Raw genomic sequence first — 17,039 nt, 5'->3', positions numbered from 1 at the left:
AGAATTCCCCTTTGATTAGATTGAGTAGTCACTATCATCTGAAATAGGCCACCATTGGAAGCTATTTTCCGCAAGTAAATCATCAGAAGCTTGTGGTCCCATTGAGCCTGATTCGTAAGTAAGTAAATCTGTTGATACATCCTGTTGCCATGCTTTAGAAATAACATCAACAAATTTCCATGACAATGCTACTTCATCCCAGTGAGTGAAGTTTGTTGAATCGCCTTGAATTGCATCATATAGAAGTTTCTCGTAAGCTTCCGGTGTATTTACTCCGTCTACGCAGTCATTGCAGTAATCAAGCTTAAATGGTGTTGTTCTTTCAGAAGTACCAATTTTTTTACCATTTAAAACAAGAGAAATCCCTTCATCCGGCTGAATATGAATAATAAGCAGGTTTGGCTGAACGTTGTTTTCTGATTTAGAATATAAGTTCATTGGCAATTCTTTAAACTGAATGACAATTTTTGTTGATTTTTCTTGCATGCGTTTCCCTGTACGAATGTAGAACGGCACACCTGCCCAGCGGAAATTATCTATTAATAATTTACCTGCTACAAATGTTTCTGTTCTTGAGTTTGGATCCACTTTACTTTCGCTTCTGTACCCAGGAACTTCTTTTCCATTGATTGTTCCTGGTCCATACTGACTTCTTACAAAATATTGATCAACTTCTTCTACTGTTATCGGTCGAAGTGCACGCAATACTTTAATTTTTTCGCTTCGGATTTCTTCTGTTGTTAAGCGAATTGGTGGTTCCATCGCCAGTAACGCAACCATTTGTAACATATGGTTTTGTACCATATCTCTTAAAGCACCAGAATGGTCATAATAACCTCCGCGGTCCTCTACACCTAAAGATTCACTGGATGTAACTTGAATATTAGAGATGTACTTATTGTTCCATAGTGATTCAAATATTGCATTTGCAAAACGAATGACACCAATATTTTGAACCATTTCTTTTCCTAGATAATGGTCAATACGATAAATCTCGTCTTCCGTAAATGCTTGACGAAGTTTGTCGTTTAATATTTGTGCAGATGAAAAGTCATTTCCAAAAGGCTTTTCAATAATCAATCGATTCCAACCGTTTGAGTTTGTCACACCTTCTGATTTCAAGTAAGAAGCGATTGTTCCGAAAAATTCAGGAGCCATCGCCATATAAAACATTCTGTTTCCTGGAATATTGAATTGTTCTTCTAGGTTAATAAGTAACGTGTTTAAATCTTGGTATGAAGCAGTATTCGTAACATCAAACGCTAAGTAGTGGAAATGAGTTAAAAATTCTTCTAAATCATCTCCTGGTTTAATTTTTGATTCTTGAATAGAGGAAAATACATTTTCACGAAATACATCATTGCTCCATTCACGTCTCGCCACACCAACAACAGCGAAATTTTTAGAGAGATGTCCTTTTTTATATAGGCTATATATAGAAGGGAATAATTTTCTCTTTGCTAAATCGCCTGTTGCTCCAAATATAACCATCGTGCAGTGTGTATTGTCATTCTTGTTCACTGGGTACCCTCACCTTTATCAATGTATAAATACTATCACAGAAGATTTTAACATAATTCGAAAGAAGTCTCCTACTTTTAAGTATGTGTAAGAAAGTAAGAATAAATCTTTTAAATTATTTTAAGGTGAAGATTATAGAAAATCAAAAGAAGAGCATGAAATCATTAATACAATGTAGTGTAGTTATTTTGAAGTTGGCGTAATGAGAAAGAAATAAAGTGAAACTTCCGTCAGTGGGAATCGTACTGCCCATGAATAGCGGGATAAAAACCTGCAATTGTAGGAATTAAGACGGAAAAGTTGGGAAAATTAGGAGAGCCGATAGATTTCTGGTACAACGAAATACATTGTGCTATGATATGGAGAAATATAGAATAAAGCCATGTAACGGAGGGATTTTTTTGCCGCATATTGTATTTCGTGGAATTACTACTGAGCAATTAAAGAGTATAAGTAAACCATTAGTAGAAGAGCTCGCAGAGATTTGTGAGTGTGGTACGGATAATTTTACGTTGGAACTACCAAGTTCTACATTTGTATACAATGGGGAAGAAATAGAGGCATTCCCTCTTATTGAAGTAAAATGGTTCGAGCGTGGACAGGAAATTCGTAATCGATTTGCCAATGCCATTACTACATATTTAATGGGTTTTGGACTTCCTGAAGTAGAGGTTGTGTTTACGGTTTTCACAGAGTCAGCGTATTATATTAACGGAAAGCATTGCGCAAGTTAAGGCTTATGTAGCATTGATAAACTTATATACATAGGAGGAGATATATTATGATCGTAACAACAACTTCTACTATTCAAGGGAAAGAAATTATTGAGTATATTGACATTGTTAATGGTGAAGCAATTATGGGTGCAAATATCGTCCGCGACTTATTTGCTTCTGTTCGTGACGTTGTCGGTGGCCGTTCTGGTGCATACGAAAGTAAACTAAAAGAAGCACGTGACATTGCGATGGAAGAGATGAAATCTCTTGCGAAGCAAAAAGGTGCAAATGCGATTGTAGGTATTGACGTGGATTATGAAGTAGTTCGTGAAGGGATGCTAATGGTTGCAGTAAGTGGAACTGCTGTCCGTATATAGCATATAAAGAAAGAAGTCGTGCTCATTGCACGGCTTTTTTGTGTTTACAAATGTCTTATATTGTAGAAACGCTGATATATTTAAGGCACCCTAGCATGTCGAATCATCGATATTTCTTGGGAAATGGCAAAGGCCTCGTCGATATATAGGGAAGACATTAGAGTGCTTCCTTCTGGAGTTTCGTACAGTTGCGGCTCGATTTCTAAGCAGCGTAGCATTCTTGTAGTCTCTTCTAAATTTAAGTCAAACTGTAAATGCGTTTGAATGAGTTCAACCTTTTGGATAGCACTCTGATGAAAGTCACGATAACTATTCGGAAGTCATTTAGAAGGTAATCATCCTTTTTCTTCATAATGTCTAAGTGAATGTTCACTGGTATGTGTTTGTTTTGATAATTCTCCAATCCGCAATGTTTTTTACTCTTTTCATACAGAGTTGACCTTCACACTAATGTGAAGGTCAACTCTGTTTTTTTGCAAATGATTGAACATGGTCTAAGAAGACTTGAATCGCTTTAGAGGGGATAAAGTATTTGCCACGCACGATAGAGAAAGGGCGGATGAGTTTTTCATTTGGAACTTCGATTGGACAAAGTTCTCCTGCTTGTAATTCTTTTCTCACAGTCCAGTCGGAAAGAATTGCGATGCCAAGCCCCGCGGCAACGGCTTCTTTTACACTTTGAATGCTGCTGAATGTAAAGAAGCGTTTCATTTTTAAATGGTGCTGATGGATAAAGCGATCGCTATAGGCGCGTGTTCCAGATCCACTTTCTCTAAGTACCCATACTTGGTCTTGTAAGGAATCTTCATTTATTATTCTGGTATTTAGAAGAGGATGATTAGGCGGAACAACAAGTTTCATTTCATCTTCCATAAAGGTCTCTACATTGATATCGGTGTATACGACTTGTCCCTCTACTAAGCCTATATCAATTTGATTGGAACGAATACTTTGGAGAACTTCTTCTGTATTGGAGATGAATGTATGTACTTCCACGCGTGGATTTTCATTGGCGTAACGCGCCAATATTTTTGGAAGTAAGTATTCACCGATTGTAAAACTTGCACCGATGCGCAGCGTTCCTGTGACAACGTTATGTAGTTCGTTAATTTCTTGTTTTGCCTCTTCATAAAGAGATAACATTTGCTTTGCGTGAATGTATAAAATGTTACCAGCTTCTGTCACTTGGACATGTTTTGGGGAACGCTGAATAAGCGTCGTACCAAATTCGTTTTCTAAATTACGAATATGCATGCTGACGCCAGGTTGTGAAAGGTTAAGTAGTTCTGCGGCACGAGAGAAATGCTTTTGTTCTACAACAGTCACAAATATTTTTAAAATATCAACATTCATTGTGTTTGCTCCTTTACTTTGAATTCGACTGTACTGTGTATGTTGGTTATGTCTAGCTATAGCGGTAAGAATGGTCGGTGGATTCGCATCTTCCTGCGAGTCAAAAAGCGCCTCTTCGTCAGAAGTTCCATCCTCCTCACATTCTGAGCGAGCCGCTTCCGCATTTCTAGTTTATCATAAGTTTTCTTAATGATTGAGATTGGATATTGGTATTAAACTTATCATTGAAAATCTTCTATAATGTAAATATAACGAACATGCATGTTTCAATACGATTATTGGAGTGGTACAAAGTGGAACAAACACTGGTTATGCAAAAAAAGAAGCGTCTCGGTTTTTCACAAGGGATTGGGATTACGCTGTTAATTGCGATTGCTGCGAAATTTTTAGCAGAGCTTCCATTTTTAAATATTATGGGCCAATTGGTTATTGCTATTCTGCTCGGTATGATTTGGAGAGCAACTATTAGCATACCCTATGAAGCGGTAGCAGGAACGAATTTTGCTAGTAAGAAGTTACTTCGGTTCGGGATCATTTTACTAGGGATGCGTTTGAATTTAGTCGATATTGCAAAGGCGGGGCCAAAGGTGCTAGTTATTGCGGGGATTGTCATTGCCTTTACAATTGTTGTTGTATATACGCTAACACGTGTTTTTAAAGTCGATAAGAAACTTGGGATTTTAACAGCGTGCGGGACAGCGATTTGCGGCGCGGCTGCAGTCGTGGCAATTGCACCGCAAGTGAAAGCAAAAGATGATGAAACAGCAGTCGGTGCGGCTATTATTGCTATTTTAGGTACGATTTTCACACTCATTTATACTATATTGTATCCGGTTCTGGGCTTATCTCCTTATGGCTATGGTGTATTTTCTGGGGCGACGTTGCATGAAATTGCGCATGTCATCGCCGCGGCTGCGCCAGGCGGAAGTACGTCTGTTGATATTGCGGTAATTGTGAAGTTAACACGTGTTGCTATGCTGGTACCAGTGGCCATCTTAATTGGCTTATGGTTTAATCGCAGCGAAGGAAAAGGACAAAAGAGTTCATTGCGTGACCTCCCAATCCCGTGGTTTATTTTTGGTTTTTTAGCAATGAGCGCGGTTCATTCGTTAGGAATTATACCGGAGTTTGTTGCAGGTTATATTGTTGTCCTCGCGTACATGCTTATTGCGATGGCAATGGCGGGGCTTGGTTTAAATGTAGAATTTACGACGTTCCGTAAATTAGGAAGTAAAGCATTTGTAGCTGGGTTGATAGGATCTGTTTGCCTATCGATTCTTGGTTATATTCTTGTATATGCGTTAGGGTTTATGTAATGTAACAGAAGGAGATATAGTTCATATGTTTCCTTTTTATAAAATATTATTTCTGTAAGAGCTGTGTACATGAAGAATGTACACAGCTTTTTTTGAATTTTTTTACAAAAACACTTGAAAGTTACGTTACGTCATCTTTTACAATGAAAGAGGAAAGGGTGATGGAAATGATTTCGATTCAAGAGCTTACAAAGGAAACGGGAGTTACAGTAAGAACGCTTCGTTATTATGATCAAATTGATTTGCTAAGACCGAGCGGAAAAACGGAAGGGGGACACCGTTTATATAGTGAAACGGACGTTATTCGCTTACAGCAAATTTTATTTCTAAAAGAAATAGGTTTCTCATTGAAAGAGATTACGAATATGTTAGTGACAGGTGGATTCAGCTTAAAAGAATCATTAGAAAAGCAGCTTAAGTTTGTGCAGGAAGAGCAGAAAAAATTCACTCGGATGGAACGGATTTTACAGGCGGTTGTGTATTCAGCGGAACTTGAAGGAGAATTAAACTGGAAAATTATGTTTGAACTTATTCAACTTTCACAGCAGTCTCCTCGTATACGCGAAATGTTTCAAAAACAAATATTTTCAGATGAGGAGCAAAAACTTCTTCGTAATTTGCCAAATATGAGCGAGGAAGATGAGAATGTTCGAGAATGGGTGGATATATTGAAGCAGTTACGTAGCTTTATGACAGAAGGTAAAGATACATCTCATGATGAAGTACAAGAGGCTACAAAAAGGTTAATGGCGAAATGTATAGAGATGGCAAACGGTGATGAGGCATTTCTAGATAAATTGTGGGAAGTAAGAAAATCAAAAGAAGATTCACAAAAGATGAATATGTATCCAATTGAAGAGGAGCTTCTAGCGTATATGGATGAGGCTTTTCGTATATATGATGAGAGGGGGCGTCGGAAATGAGTATACTTACAGAATATCGTTGGTATTTCTTAATCGGTGCAGAAATTGTATTTTGGGTATCAGCTATTGGATTTTTTTTACTACGTTACGGATTGCGATTCAAGAAAGCCAGTTTCATTATCGGGATTGTATTGTTGCTTAATGAAGTATTTATTTTAGCTCTAGGTGCCATTGATTATTATCAAACAGGTAAGTTTTCTAACTTTCAAATCATTACGGTAGTGATACTACTATATGCACTCTTTTATGGAAAAAAAGATTTAAAGAAACTAGATATACGTATGCAGAAACTTGTTGCGAAATGGCGGAATGAACCACTTTCGCATATAGAAGAACCGTTAGAGCTAACAGGCTGGGCTTATACAAAGCGGGAGATTGGACAATGGAGTTTACATCTTCTTTTATTTATCATTATTCACATTGTATTTTTCTTTATGTATGGGTTCGTGCCGATTGAACAGTGGGGAGATTGGCTTGAAAAAGGCATTGTGTTAAATGAGGCGGCAAGTCGGGTGAGTCAAGTATGGAGCGTTGTATTTTTAGCGGATACGATCATTACATTTTCATATGTTATCTTTCCGAAAGAAGAAAAGAAGCTGTCATCCTAATTAGGACAACAGCTTCTTTTTTAAGCAACGTCTTCTTTTTGTTCATTTCGAAGAGTGCTATTTTTATAACCGTAACTGAAATAGACAACAAGCCCGATTACAAGCCAGATAACAAAGCCGATCCATGTTGTTATTGGGAGTTGCAATGCTAAATATCCACAGAATAAAACGGCTAAAGCAGGGATCCATGGTACGAATGGCACTTTAAAAGCGCGAGGTAGATCTGGTTGTTTTTTGCGTAAGATGATTACTCCAATCGATACAACGATGAATGCGAATAGTGTACCGATATTCGTTAATTCTGCTAGTTTATTTAAAGGAACGAAACCAGCGAAGAAAGCAACCATAGTTGCAGTGATCCAACTATTGATAACGGGTGTTTTTGTTTTTTTGTTCACGCGAGAAAGTGCTTTTGGTAGTAAGCCATCGCGACTAATTGCGTAAAATAAACGTGTTTGTCCATATAACATAACGAGTAATACAGTTGTAATGCCAGTAATGGCTCCTAAAGAAATGAAACCAGCAACCCAATCTTGTTGAATGTATTGTAGTGCAAATGCAACAGGGTTTTTCACACCTAACTGATCGTAAGGCACAATTCCAGTTAGAATTAATGAAACAACGATATATAAAATTGTACAGATTGTTAAAGAAGCAATAATACCGATTGGCATGTTACGCTGTGGATTTTTGACTTCTTCAGCAGCTGTTGATACAGCGTCAAATCCGATGTAAGCAAAGAATACAGTTGCAGCTCCAGTTGTTACGCCAGAGAAGCCGAACGGCATAAATGGCGTCCAGTTTTCAGGTTTTACATAGAAAGCGCCAACACCGATAAAGAGTAAAACAACAAAGAGTTTGATAGCTACCATGATAGCATTAAAACGAGCTGATTTTTTGGCTCCTCTTGTTAATAACAATGTCATAAGAAAGATGATACAGATTGCAGGTAAATCTACATATGTTCCCGCTTCAGGATTATATGCGCTTGTTAAAGCGGTAGGTAATGTAATCCCGAATCCGCTCAATAGCCCTTGGAAATAACCCGACCAGCCTGATGCAACAGCTGACGAAGCCAATCCGTATTCTAAAATTAAATCCCATCCTAAAATCCAAGCGATTAACTCTCCAAATGTCGCATAGCTATAAGTGTATGCACTACCAGATACTGGTACAGTTGATGCAAATTCAGAATAACATAATGCTGCAAATACACAGGCTAAACCGGAAAAAATAAACGATAAAATAAGTGCTGGTCCCGCATGTTCTGCTGCGGCAACGCCGGTAAGAACAAAAATCCCAGTTCCGATAATAGCGCCGACCCCAAGCATAGTAAGGTCAAATGCGCCGAGCTCCTTCTTTAAAGATGCTCCTTTTTGTTCTGACTGCGCTAATAATGCTGAAATGGATTTTTTTCGAAATAGATTCATATAGTTTCCTCATCTCCTTTTGTTTAAAAATTCAGAAAAATAAATTCGTTTTGTCGCATAATGTCGAATCCTTGTAGTTCGTATTCTAATGTGAAAAAATAACTTTGTAAACATCTATTTTTTAGAAAATTCTACCTTTTCTGTATTCTGGTTGTTTTTTCTCGCTAATTTCGTGTTGAACGAGTGTATAAAGCCAAAATGAGCGGAGTGACCAACTTAGATAAGTTTGAAAAAAGGTGAGTTCTGTATCAGCAGAAGTCATCTTCTTTATATTCAATTGATATCGATAATGATTGTAGTATGTCATATATCTCTTAATTTCATTTTTTAGCTGAGTAAAAGATTCGCAAGGCTTTGTTTGTGGATGCGTGAATGAGCTACTGTTCAAATCCCGTCGTTTTTGATTCTAGTTTAATCTTTCAAAAATTGTATTGAAAATTCGAAGTTTTAGGAGTAGCATATTACATATTCAAATATTTGAAGATGTAATATGGTGCTTTTTCAAATTAAGGGTAAGTAATGGAGGTATTTGAATGGGAAACGAAATGCAACAATTTAAAGCTGACTTCTTTAAAGCCTTAGCACATCCTTTGCGAATAGGTATTTTAGAATTATTGTCAGAGGGTGAAAAAAGTGTAAATGAAATTCAAGCTATTCTTAATAAGGAGGGTTCAGCTGTTTCTCAACAATTAAGCGTACTACGTTCAAAGAATATTGTTGTTGGTACCAAAGATGGGAAACGAGTTTTATATTCTTTACGAGATCCTATGATTGTGGATTTACTGGTAGTTGCAAAGCGGATTTTTAACAACCATTTAATCGATACAATTTCAATGTTAGAGGAACTAGATGTAACAGAGCGTGAATCGATCGTTAAGGAGGGCTAGGTTGAGCATTGAAGTTAAGAAAGAAGATATCATTCAACATGGAATGGAGATATTTCGCTCAATAGGAGCTTATCACGTTTGTAGCATTTGTATTAAAAGTGGAAACTCTTGTTGTTTTTCATGTCAACATTTACAAGATGGAGTTGGATGTCAAAAAAGAAATACAGCTTGTACAGCCTGGTTATGCGGAATTCAGTACTTTTTGTTTGACCAAATAGGATTACTAGATGAATGGAATCGTTTTTGGAGTGAAATTCCAGGACAAATGTTTCGTAGGGATATTACACCAGATACAGTAAGAATTACATCGTTTATAGATATGAAAAAGCTAGAGAGTCGAAATGGATTACTTTTAGCAGAAAGATTAGAATCCTACGTACAAGAAGGCGGAGATATAGGCAAATTAGAACGGCATTTAAGCAAAACGTATAACCAATATTAGGATGATACTCTTTTGTAACGGGGTAGAGAGCTTTTAAATGTATTTGTAATACAAATTTATCACAAGAAAATATTCTTTCAGGAGAAAAGAAGCAAGATTTATTAAAAATAGAAAAGAAGGTTTTGTAATGAAAGGGTTATTTACAGGAAGGTTTGAAGGATATTCATTAGGACATTTTCAAAAAGATCTTCTTTCTGGAATGATTGTCGGAGTCGTCGCGATTCCACTTGCTATGTCTTTTGCTATAGCTTCTGGCGTTAAGCCGGAGTATGGAATCTATACAACATGTATTGCCGGGATACTCATTTCGTTATTTGGTGGTTCAAAGTATCAAATTGGAGGGCCTACAGGTGCTTTTGTTCCAATTCTTTTAGGGATTGTAATTACCTATGGGTATGAAAATTTACTACTGGCCGGTTTATTAGCCGGAATTATCTTATGCCTTATGGGAATTTTTAAACTAGGATCTTTAATTAAATTTATCCCGCGCCCTGTAACAATTGGTTTTACATCAGGTATTGCTGTTAGTATCTTTACGGGACAAATTGCTAGTTTTTTAGGTTTAACAGGTATAAAAAAGCATGAGGCATTTATAGCAAACCTAAATGAAATCTTTATCCATATTGATACCATTAATTTTTATAGTATTATAACTGCTCTGATTTGCCTTTTGGTTATATTGATAACACCAAAGATTTTGCCCAAAGTACCTGGTTCATTAGTAGGTGTTGCTATTTCAACTATAATTGCTGCTGTATTTTTTTCAGGTCATGTACCTACCATTGGTACAGCGTATGGTACGATTCCAAACATACTTCCTCAGTTTGATATACCAGAAATCACGTTAGAGCGCATAAAACAGTTAATTGGCCCTGCATTTGTTATCGCCATGTTGGGTGGTATTGAATCCCTTTTATCTGCTGTCGTGGCAGATGGTATGACAAATAGTAAACACAACAGTAACAAAGAACTTATTGGTCAAGGAGTTGCCAATGTTGTTACATCATTATTTGGAGGGATTCCAGCAACAGGGGCGATTGCCCGCACGGCAACTAATATTAAAAGTGGGGCTGTATCTCCGATGTCAGGTGTTATTCATGGGATATTTGTGTTATCCACACTTCTACTGTTAGCGCCATATGCCTCACATATTCCACTTGCTAGTATGGCTCCTATTTTAATGGTAGTAGCTTGGAATATGAGTGAACAAAAACATTTTGTTCACATACTTAAGATGAAGACAGGGGATTCTCTTGTATTGCTTGTAACATTCTTGCTTACTGTATTTACTAGTTTGACAACAGCTGTGGAAGTCGGCCTTATTTTAGCTGTTATTTTGTTTACAAAACGTATGAGTAATATGCTTGTCATATCTAAAGTGCTTCCTGATCATACAAAAAAGAATGAAAAATTATTACCACATGTGGTAAATAAGGCACATGATTGTCCACAAATTAGTATTTACACAATAGAGGGCCCACTGTTTTTTGGTGCTGCTCAAACATTTGAACAAAACATTTTAGGGACTATTCATTATAAGCCAAAAGTTTTAATTTTACGTATGGGAAAAGTTCCTTTTATCGATACAACAGGAGAAGCATACTTTAGAAATATTATCCAGCATTTTAAAAAACAAGGTGGCGTACTTCTCATCTCAGGAATTCAATCCGAGTTAAAAGCAACTCTAGATAAGAATGGATTGTACAACGAAATCGGGGAAGAACACTTTTTTGATCACACAGGAGAAGCGATTAACCGCGCTCTAGAACATTTGAATACGAAAAAATGTACAGGATGTAAGCATTTTGCTTTTCATGAATGTGCCCAACTTTCTCAGCAAACTAATGTAATAAATAATAAAACCAATGCATTGGATTTTTAAATGCATTCTATAAAAAATTTAGTTAATCTACGCTTTTAATGATTTTATAAAAGCTTAAAATGGAGGGAATAAAAATATGTCAAATTTACCAAATTGCCCAAAATGTAATTCAGAATACACTTATGAAGATAGAAATCTTTTTGTTTGTCCAGAGTGTGCTCATGAATGGAATTTAGAGTCAGGGGCGGAAAACAATGAGGATACAAAAGTTGTTAAAGATGCCAATGGAAACGTGTTAAACGATGGTGATTCTGTGACAGTCATTAAAGACCTGAAAGTAAAAGGAACTTCCTCAGTTGTGAAAATCGGTACAAAAGTGAAGAATATCCGTCTAGTTGATGGAGATCATGATATTGATTGTAAAATTGATGGTTTTGGAGCCATGAAATTAAAATCAGAATTTGTTAAAAAAGTATAAATGATTTTTCATACAATAAAATTTTGACCACTGCAAACAAATTAATAGCAAAAAGCCGATTTATCCCTTAGCGCACAGTACACAGGAAATCGGCTTTTTTTTTGTGGAATTTTGCTTAGCATACAAAATTCGCGGTTTGTTGGTGCTGCTCAATATTGATTGTCGAAAACTTTACCGAATATCTGTTCGTTTTCTTGGTTTTTTTATGGGCATTCGTGGTAAAATGGGAATACAGATTTTTTACGAGGAGGTCGGTTTTGTTTGGAACATCAATTTGAGATTGTCTCAGAATATTCCCCGCAAGGTGATCAGCCGAGGGCGATAAAGCAGCTGGTAGCAGGGATTAATAATGGTAAGAAACATCAAGTGTTGCTTGGAGCGACAGGAACGGGAAAAACATTTACGATTTCGAATGTTATTAAAGAAGTGAAGAAGCCAACACTTGTAATGGCTCATAATAAAACGCTAGCGGGACAGTTGTACAGTGAACTGAAAGATTTCTTTCCAAACAATGCTGTTGAGTATTTTGTGAGTTATTACGATTATTATCAACCGGAAGCGTATGTACCACAAACCGATACGTTTATTGAGAAAGATGCACAAATTAATGATGAGATTGATAAATTGCGTCACTCAGCAACATCAGCTTTATTTGAACGAGATGATGTCATCATTGTAGCGAGTGTTTCTTGTATTTACGGCTTAGGTTCTCCGGAAGAATATCGTGAGCTTGTTGTTTCTCTGCGCGTTGGTATGGAGAAGGAACGCAATCAATTACTTCGTGAACTTGTTGATGTGCAGTACGGCCGCAATGATATTGATTTCCAGCGTGGAACATTTCGTGTGCGCGGGGATGTAGTCGAGATTTTCCCTGCATCGCTTGATGAACATTGTATCCGTATTGAGTTTTTTGGTGATGAGATTGATCGTATCCGTGAAGTGAATGCTTTAACAGGTGAAGTATTAGCAGAACGTGAACATGTGGCAATCTTCCCGGCGTCTCACTTCGTTACACGTGAAGAAAAAATGAAGGTTGCTATTGAAAATATTGAAAAAGAATTAGAAGAACGTTTAAAAGAATTAAATGATAACGGTAAGTTGTTAGAAGCACAGCGGATTGAGCAGCGAACACGTTATGATTTAGAGATGATGCGCGAAATGGGATTTTGTTCGGGGATTGAGAACTACTCCCGTCATTTGACGCTCCGTCCAGCGGGTTCAACGCCATATACATTAATAGATTATTTCCCTAAAGATTTCCTAATTGTGATGGATGAGTCACACGTAACAGTCCCGCAAGTAAGAGCGATGTATAACGGAGACCAAGCGCGTAAGCAAGTACTTGTTGATCATGGATTCCGTTTGCCGTCAGCAATGGATAATAGACCGCTTATGTTTGAAGAGTTTGAAGAGAAAACGAATCAAGTTGTGTACGTATCAGCAACACCGGGTCCATATGAACTAGAACATGCACCGGAAGTTGTGGAGCAAATTATTCGTCCAACTGGGCTCTTAGATCCGCGAATTGATGTAAGGCCAATTGAAGGGCAAATTGATGATTTACTAGGAGAAATACAAGACCGGATTGCGAAAAATGAGCGCGTATTAATTACGACATTAACAAAGAAAATGTCAGAGGATTTAACAGATTACTTAAAAGATGTTGGGATTAAAGTAAACTATCTTCATTCTGAAATTAAGACGCTGGAGCGAATTGAGATTATTCGTGACCTTCGCCTTGGTAAATTCGATGTGCTTGTCGGTATTAACTTATTACGAGAAGGACTTGATCTTCCGGAAGTATCGCTTGTAGCTATTTTAGATGCGGATAAAGAAGGTTTCTTACGTTCAGAACGATCATTAATTCAAACAATTGGTCGTGCAGCACGTAATGAAAATGGCCATGTAATTATGTATGCAGATCGCATAACGAAATCAATGGGAATTGCGATTGAAGAGACGAAACGTCGTCGTCAAAAGCAAGAAGCTTACAATGAAGAGCATGGTATTACACCGAAAACGATTCAAAAAGAAGTGCGCGACGTGATTCGTGCAACAACAGCCGCAGAAGAAACTGAAGTGTATGAAGCGGAGCCAGCTAAGAAAATGACGAAGAAAGAACGGGAAAAAACAATTGCGAAGATGGAAGCAGAAATGAAGGAAGCCGCAAAAGCACTAGACTTCGAGCGTGCAGCTGAGCTGAGAGATTTACTGCTAGAATTAAAAGCGGAAGGGTGAAAATAGTGAGCAAAGATTTTATCGTTGTAAAAGGTGCGAGGGCGCATAACTTAAAAAATATTGATGTAACCATTCCGAGAAATCAGCTCGTTGTTGTGACAGGTTTGTCTGGTTCAGGGAAATCATCATTAGCATTTGATACGATTTACGCCGAAGGGCAGCGCAGATACGTGGAGTCTTTATCCGCGTATGCGCGCCAGTTTTTAGGACAAATGGATAAACCGGATGTGGATACAATTGAAGGTCTATCTCCAGCGATTTCAATTGATCAAAAAACGACGAGCCGTAACCCGCGCTCAACAGTTGGAACAGTGACGGAGATTTATGATTATTTACGTCTATTATTTGCGCGTATTGGGACGCCAATTTGCCCGAACCACGGGATTGAAATTACATCTCAAACGGTAGAACAAATGGTAGATCGTGTACTTGAATATCCAGAACGCACGAAATTACAAGTGTTAGCACCGATTGTATCAGGCCGTAAAGGTGCGCATGTGAAAGTGTTAGAAGATATAAAGAAACAAGGTTATGTACGCGTTCGTGTTGATGGAGAAATGCTTGATGTGTCTGAAGAAATTACGTTAGATAAAAACAAGAAGCATTCCATTGAAGTCGTAATTGACCGTATCGTTGTGAAAGAAGGGGTTGCAAGCCGCCTTGCGGATTCTCTTGAAAGTGCATTGAAACTAGGCGGAGGTCGTGTATTAATCGATGTGATTGGAGAAGAGGAACTTTTATTTAGTGAGCATCATGCTTGCCCGCATTGTGGTTTTTCAATCGGTGAATTAGAGCCGCGTATGTTCTCTTTCAATAGCCCGTTTGGAGCTTGTCCGACTTGTGATGGACTTGGTTCGAAACTAGAAGTAGATTTAGAACTTGTGATTCCAAACTGGGATTTATCGTTAAATGGGCATGCGATTGCTCCTTGGGAACCGACAAGCTCGCAGTATTATCCACAATTGCTACAATCTGTGTGCAATCATTACGGAATTGATATGGATATGCCGGTTAAAGATATTCCGAAAGATTTGTTTGATAAAGTACTATACGGAAGCGGCGAAGAAAAGGTATATTTCCGCTATGTGAATGACTTTGGACAAGTGAAAGAAAGTGAGATTTTATTTGAAGGTGTTATTCCAAATATCGAACGTCGTTATCGTGAAACGAGTTCTGATTACATTCGCGAACAAATGGAGAAGTACATGGCGGAGCAGACGTGTCCGAAATGTAAGGGGGGCCGTTTGAAGTCAGAAAGCTTAGCTGTTTTTGTTGGCGAGAAAACAATTGCGGATGTAACGAAGTACTCTGTTCAGGAAGTGTATGATTTCTTTTCCAACATTGAATTGACTGAGAAGCAAGAACAAATTGCTCGTTTAATTTTACGTGAAATTAAAGAGCGAGTAGGTTTCTTAGTTAATGTTGGACTTGATTATTTAACTTTAAGCCGTGCAGCAGGAACGTTATCAGGTGGTGAAGCGCAGCGTATTCGCTTAGCGACACAAATCGGTTCAAGTCTTACTGGCGTACTATATATTTTAGATGAACCTTCCATTGGTTTGCATCAGCGTGATAATGATCGTCTGATTCGTACATTACAGGAAATGCGCGACTTAGGAAATACGCTAATCGTTGTTGAACATGATGAAGATACAATGATGGCAGCAGATTACTTGATTGATATCGGCCCTGGTGCAGGAATTCATGGTGGGCAAGTTGTATCAGCCGGATCACCAGATGAAGTGATGAATGATGAAAATTCATTAACTGGTCAATATTTAAGCGGTAAGAAGTTTATTCCAGTTCCACTTGAAAGACGTAAAGGGGACGGACGTAAAGTTGAGATTATTGGTGCAAAAGAAAATAACTTAAAAAATGCGAAGATGTCATTCCCACTTGGGACATTTGTTGCAGTAACTGGTGTATCTGGTTCTGGAAAAAGTACGATGGTCAATGAAGTTTTATATAAATCCTTAGCGCAGAAGTTATATAAGGCGAAGAGTAAGCCAGGAGCACATAAGGATATTAAAGGTCTTGAGCATTTAGATAAGGTTATTGATATTGATCAATCACCAATTGGGCGTACACCACGTTCAAACCCAGCAACATATACAGGTGTGTTCGATGATATCCGTGATGTGTTTGCACAAACGAATGAAGCAAAAGTACGTGGATATCAAAAGGGACGCTTTAGCTTTAACGTAAAAGGTGGTCGCTGTGAAGCTTGCCGCGGTGATGGAATTATAAAAATTGAAATGCACTTCTTGCCGGATGTATATGTTCCGTGTGAAGTATGTCACGGTAAACGTTATAACCGCGAAACGTTAGAAGTAAAATATAAAGATAAGAACATTTCTGAAGTATTAGGAATGACAATTGAAGATGGGGTAGAGTTCTTTGCGAATATCCCGAAAATTAAAAGGAAATTACAGACGCTTGTAGATGTAGGACTAGGATATATGAAATTAGGACAGCCGGCTACTACGCTATCAGGCGGTGAGGCGCAGCGTGTGAAATTAGCATCTGAATTACATCGCCGTTCTACAGGTCGTACGTTATATATTTTAGATGAGCCAACGACTGGTTTACATGCACATGATATTGCACGCCTTCTAGAAGTATTACAGCGACTTGTTGAAAGTGGTGAGACAGTGCTTGTGATTGAGCATAATTTAGATGTAATTAAGACAGCTGATTACATTGTTGACCTTGGTCCAGAAGGTGGAGACAAAGGTGGTCAAATCGTTGCATCGGGTACACCGGAACAAGTGGTTAAAGAAGAGCGTTCCTATACAGGAAAGTATTTAAAAGAAATTCTACAGCGTGATACAGCTCGTATGAAAGAGAAAATGAAAGAGGTTGAAGTAGGGAGCTAAGCCGATTGGCTGGCTCCTTGCTTTGGTTTGGGAGAGGATTTAGCGTGATAGG

At 37.9% G+C, this 17,039-nt stretch carries 14 protein-coding genes and 2 pseudogenes; 11 read left to right on the top strand and 5 right to left on the bottom strand.

The genetic code is table 11. The annotated features are described in order from the left end of the window. Nucleotides 1-15: 15 nt before the first annotated feature. Nucleotides 16-1,491, bottom strand: a complete 1,476-nt coding sequence (gene zwf, locus QRY57_RS25310; protein ID WP_286017936.1) for a glucose-6-phosphate dehydrogenase — start codon at nucleotides 1,489-1,491, stop codon at nucleotides 16-18. Between the two features lie 431 nt (nucleotides 1,492-1,922). On the opposite strand from zwf, the gene QRY57_RS25305 reads away from it, so the two are divergent. Beyond that, nucleotides 1,923-2,255 (top strand): DUF1904 family protein, encoded by a 333-nt coding sequence (locus tag QRY57_RS25305; RefSeq protein WP_026594053.1) that lies wholly within the window; start codon nucleotides 1,923-1,925, stop codon nucleotides 2,253-2,255. A 47-nt stretch (nucleotides 2,256-2,302) separates the two neighbouring features. Beyond that, nucleotides 2,303-2,614, top strand: a complete 312-nt coding sequence (locus QRY57_RS25300; RefSeq protein WP_000637524.1) for a heavy metal-binding domain-containing protein — start codon at nucleotides 2,303-2,305, stop codon at nucleotides 2,612-2,614. A gap of 80 nt (nucleotides 2,615-2,694) precedes the next feature. Here QRY57_RS25300 and QRY57_RS25295 read toward each other — a convergent pair. Next, nucleotides 2,695-3,024 (bottom strand): annotated as a pseudogene (locus QRY57_RS25295) (MerR family transcriptional regulator). A 49-nt stretch (nucleotides 3,025-3,073) separates the two neighbouring features. Next, nucleotides 3,074-3,967 carry a LysR family transcriptional regulator gene (locus QRY57_RS25290; RefSeq protein ID WP_208016524.1) on the bottom strand — a complete coding sequence of 298 codons (894 nt, stop codon included), beginning with the start codon at nucleotides 3,965-3,967 and terminating at the stop codon, nucleotides 3,074-3,076. Nucleotides 3,968-4,260: 293 nt separating this feature from the next. Here QRY57_RS25290 and QRY57_RS25285 point away from each other — a divergent pair, with 293 nt between their 5' ends. The 3 genes from QRY57_RS25285 (at nucleotide 4,261) to QRY57_RS25275 (ending at nucleotide 6,814) form a co-directional block, all read left to right on the top strand. Next, the gene (locus QRY57_RS25285) at nucleotides 4,261-5,283 is read left to right on the top strand and encodes a YeiH family protein (RefSeq protein ID WP_026594055.1); all 1,023 of its coding nucleotides are present in this window, start codon (nucleotides 4,261-4,263) and stop codon (nucleotides 5,281-5,283) included. Nucleotides 5,284-5,444: 161 nt separating this feature from the next. Beyond that, nucleotides 5,445-6,206 carry a MerR family transcriptional regulator gene (locus tag QRY57_RS25280; RefSeq protein ID WP_286016407.1) on the top strand — a complete coding sequence of 254 codons (762 nt, stop codon included), beginning with the start codon at nucleotides 5,445-5,447 and terminating at the stop codon, nucleotides 6,204-6,206. Then, nucleotides 6,203-6,814: a hypothetical protein gene (locus tag QRY57_RS25275; protein WP_286016406.1), complete on the top strand. Its 612-nt coding sequence runs from the start codon at nucleotides 6,203-6,205 to the stop codon at nucleotides 6,812-6,814. The genes QRY57_RS25280 and QRY57_RS25275 overlap by 4 nt, the downstream gene beginning before the upstream one ends. Before the next feature lie 20 nt (nucleotides 6,815-6,834). Here the strand turns inward: QRY57_RS25275 and bcaP are convergent, their stop codons facing one another. Both bcaP and QRY57_RS27260 read right to left on the bottom strand, forming a co-directional pair. Then, the gene (bcaP, locus tag QRY57_RS25270; RefSeq protein WP_026594058.1) at nucleotides 6,835-8,244 is read right to left on the bottom strand and encodes a branched-chain amino acid transporter BcaP; all 1,410 of its coding nucleotides are present in this window, start codon (nucleotides 8,242-8,244) and stop codon (nucleotides 6,835-6,837) included. A gap of 164 nt (nucleotides 8,245-8,408) precedes the next feature. Continuing rightward, a pseudogene (locus QRY57_RS27260) lies at nucleotides 8,409-8,599 on the bottom strand (IS3 family transposase); the annotation flags it as partial. A gap of 178 nt (nucleotides 8,600-8,777) precedes the next feature. Between QRY57_RS27260 and QRY57_RS25260 the strand changes: the two are divergent. The 6 genes from QRY57_RS25260 to uvrA all read left to right on the top strand — a co-directional run bounded on the left by QRY57_RS25260 (nucleotide 8,778) and on the right by uvrA (nucleotide 16,987). Continuing rightward, complete coding sequence (locus tag QRY57_RS25260) at nucleotides 8,778-9,131, top strand: ArsR/SmtB family transcription factor (protein WP_286016405.1); 354 nt, start codon at nucleotides 8,778-8,780, stop codon at nucleotides 9,129-9,131. Nucleotide 9,132: 1 nt separating this feature from the next. Continuing rightward, complete coding sequence (locus QRY57_RS25255) at nucleotides 9,133-9,573, top strand: DNA mismatch repair protein (RefSeq protein ID WP_208016520.1); 441 nt, start codon at nucleotides 9,133-9,135, stop codon at nucleotides 9,571-9,573. 127 nt (nucleotides 9,574-9,700) lie between these two features. Further along, on the top strand, nucleotides 9,701-11,455 hold the full coding sequence (locus QRY57_RS25250; RefSeq protein WP_286016404.1) for a SulP family inorganic anion transporter: 1,755 nt from the start codon (nucleotides 9,701-9,703) through the stop codon (nucleotides 11,453-11,455). A gap of 76 nt (nucleotides 11,456-11,531) precedes the next feature. Then, on the top strand, nucleotides 11,532-11,873 hold the full coding sequence (locus tag QRY57_RS25245; RefSeq protein WP_286016403.1) for a zinc ribbon domain-containing protein YjdM: 342 nt from the start codon (nucleotides 11,532-11,534) through the stop codon (nucleotides 11,871-11,873). Nucleotides 11,874-12,134: 261 nt separating this feature from the next. Then, nucleotides 12,135-14,111: an excinuclease ABC subunit B gene (gene uvrB, locus QRY57_RS25240; RefSeq protein WP_286016402.1), complete on the top strand. Its 1,977-nt coding sequence runs from the start codon at nucleotides 12,135-12,137 to the stop codon at nucleotides 14,109-14,111. Between the two features lie 5 nt (nucleotides 14,112-14,116). Next, the gene (uvrA, locus tag QRY57_RS25235) at nucleotides 14,117-16,987 is read left to right on the top strand and encodes an excinuclease ABC subunit UvrA (protein WP_286016401.1); all 2,871 of its coding nucleotides are present in this window, start codon (nucleotides 14,117-14,119) and stop codon (nucleotides 16,985-16,987) included. Nucleotides 16,988-17,039 lie beyond the last annotated feature (52 nt).

It is taken from the genome of Bacillus arachidis, assembly GCF_030285945.1.
GTDB lineage: Bacteria > Bacillota > Bacilli > Bacillales > Bacillaceae_G > Bacillus_A > Bacillus_A arachidis.
Note: the sequence above shows the minus strand (reverse complement) of the source record. Positions and strands in the feature narration are given on the sequence as shown.

Excerpts from the sequence above, each read along its gene's own strand:
- zwf (WP_286017936.1), bottom strand. The coding sequence starts at position 1,491 with ATGGTTATATTTGGAGCAACAGGCGATTTAGCAAAGAGAAAATTATTC.
- QRY57_RS25300 (WP_000637524.1), top strand. The coding sequence starts at position 2,303 with ATGATCGTAACAACAACTTCTACTATTCAAGGGAAAGAAATTATTGAG.
- QRY57_RS25290 (WP_208016524.1), bottom strand. The coding sequence starts at position 3,967 with ATGAATGTTGATATTTTAAAAATATTTGTGACTGTTGTAGAACAAAAG.
- QRY57_RS25280 (WP_286016407.1), top strand. The coding sequence starts at position 5,445 with ATGGAAATGATTTCGATTCAAGAGCTTACAAAGGAAACGGGAGTTACA.
- QRY57_RS25275 (WP_286016406.1), top strand. The coding sequence starts at position 6,203 with ATGAGTATACTTACAGAATATCGTTGGTATTTCTTAATCGGTGCAGAA.
- bcaP (WP_026594058.1), bottom strand. The coding sequence starts at position 8,244 with ATGAATCTATTTCGAAAAAAATCCATTTCAGCATTATTAGCGCAGTCA.
- QRY57_RS25260 (WP_286016405.1), top strand. The coding sequence starts at position 8,778 with ATGGGAAACGAAATGCAACAATTTAAAGCTGACTTCTTTAAAGCCTTA.
- QRY57_RS25250 (WP_286016404.1), top strand. The coding sequence starts at position 9,701 with ATGAAAGGGTTATTTACAGGAAGGTTTGAAGGATATTCATTAGGACAT.
- QRY57_RS25245 (WP_286016403.1), top strand. The coding sequence starts at position 11,532 with ATGTCAAATTTACCAAATTGCCCAAAATGTAATTCAGAATACACTTAT.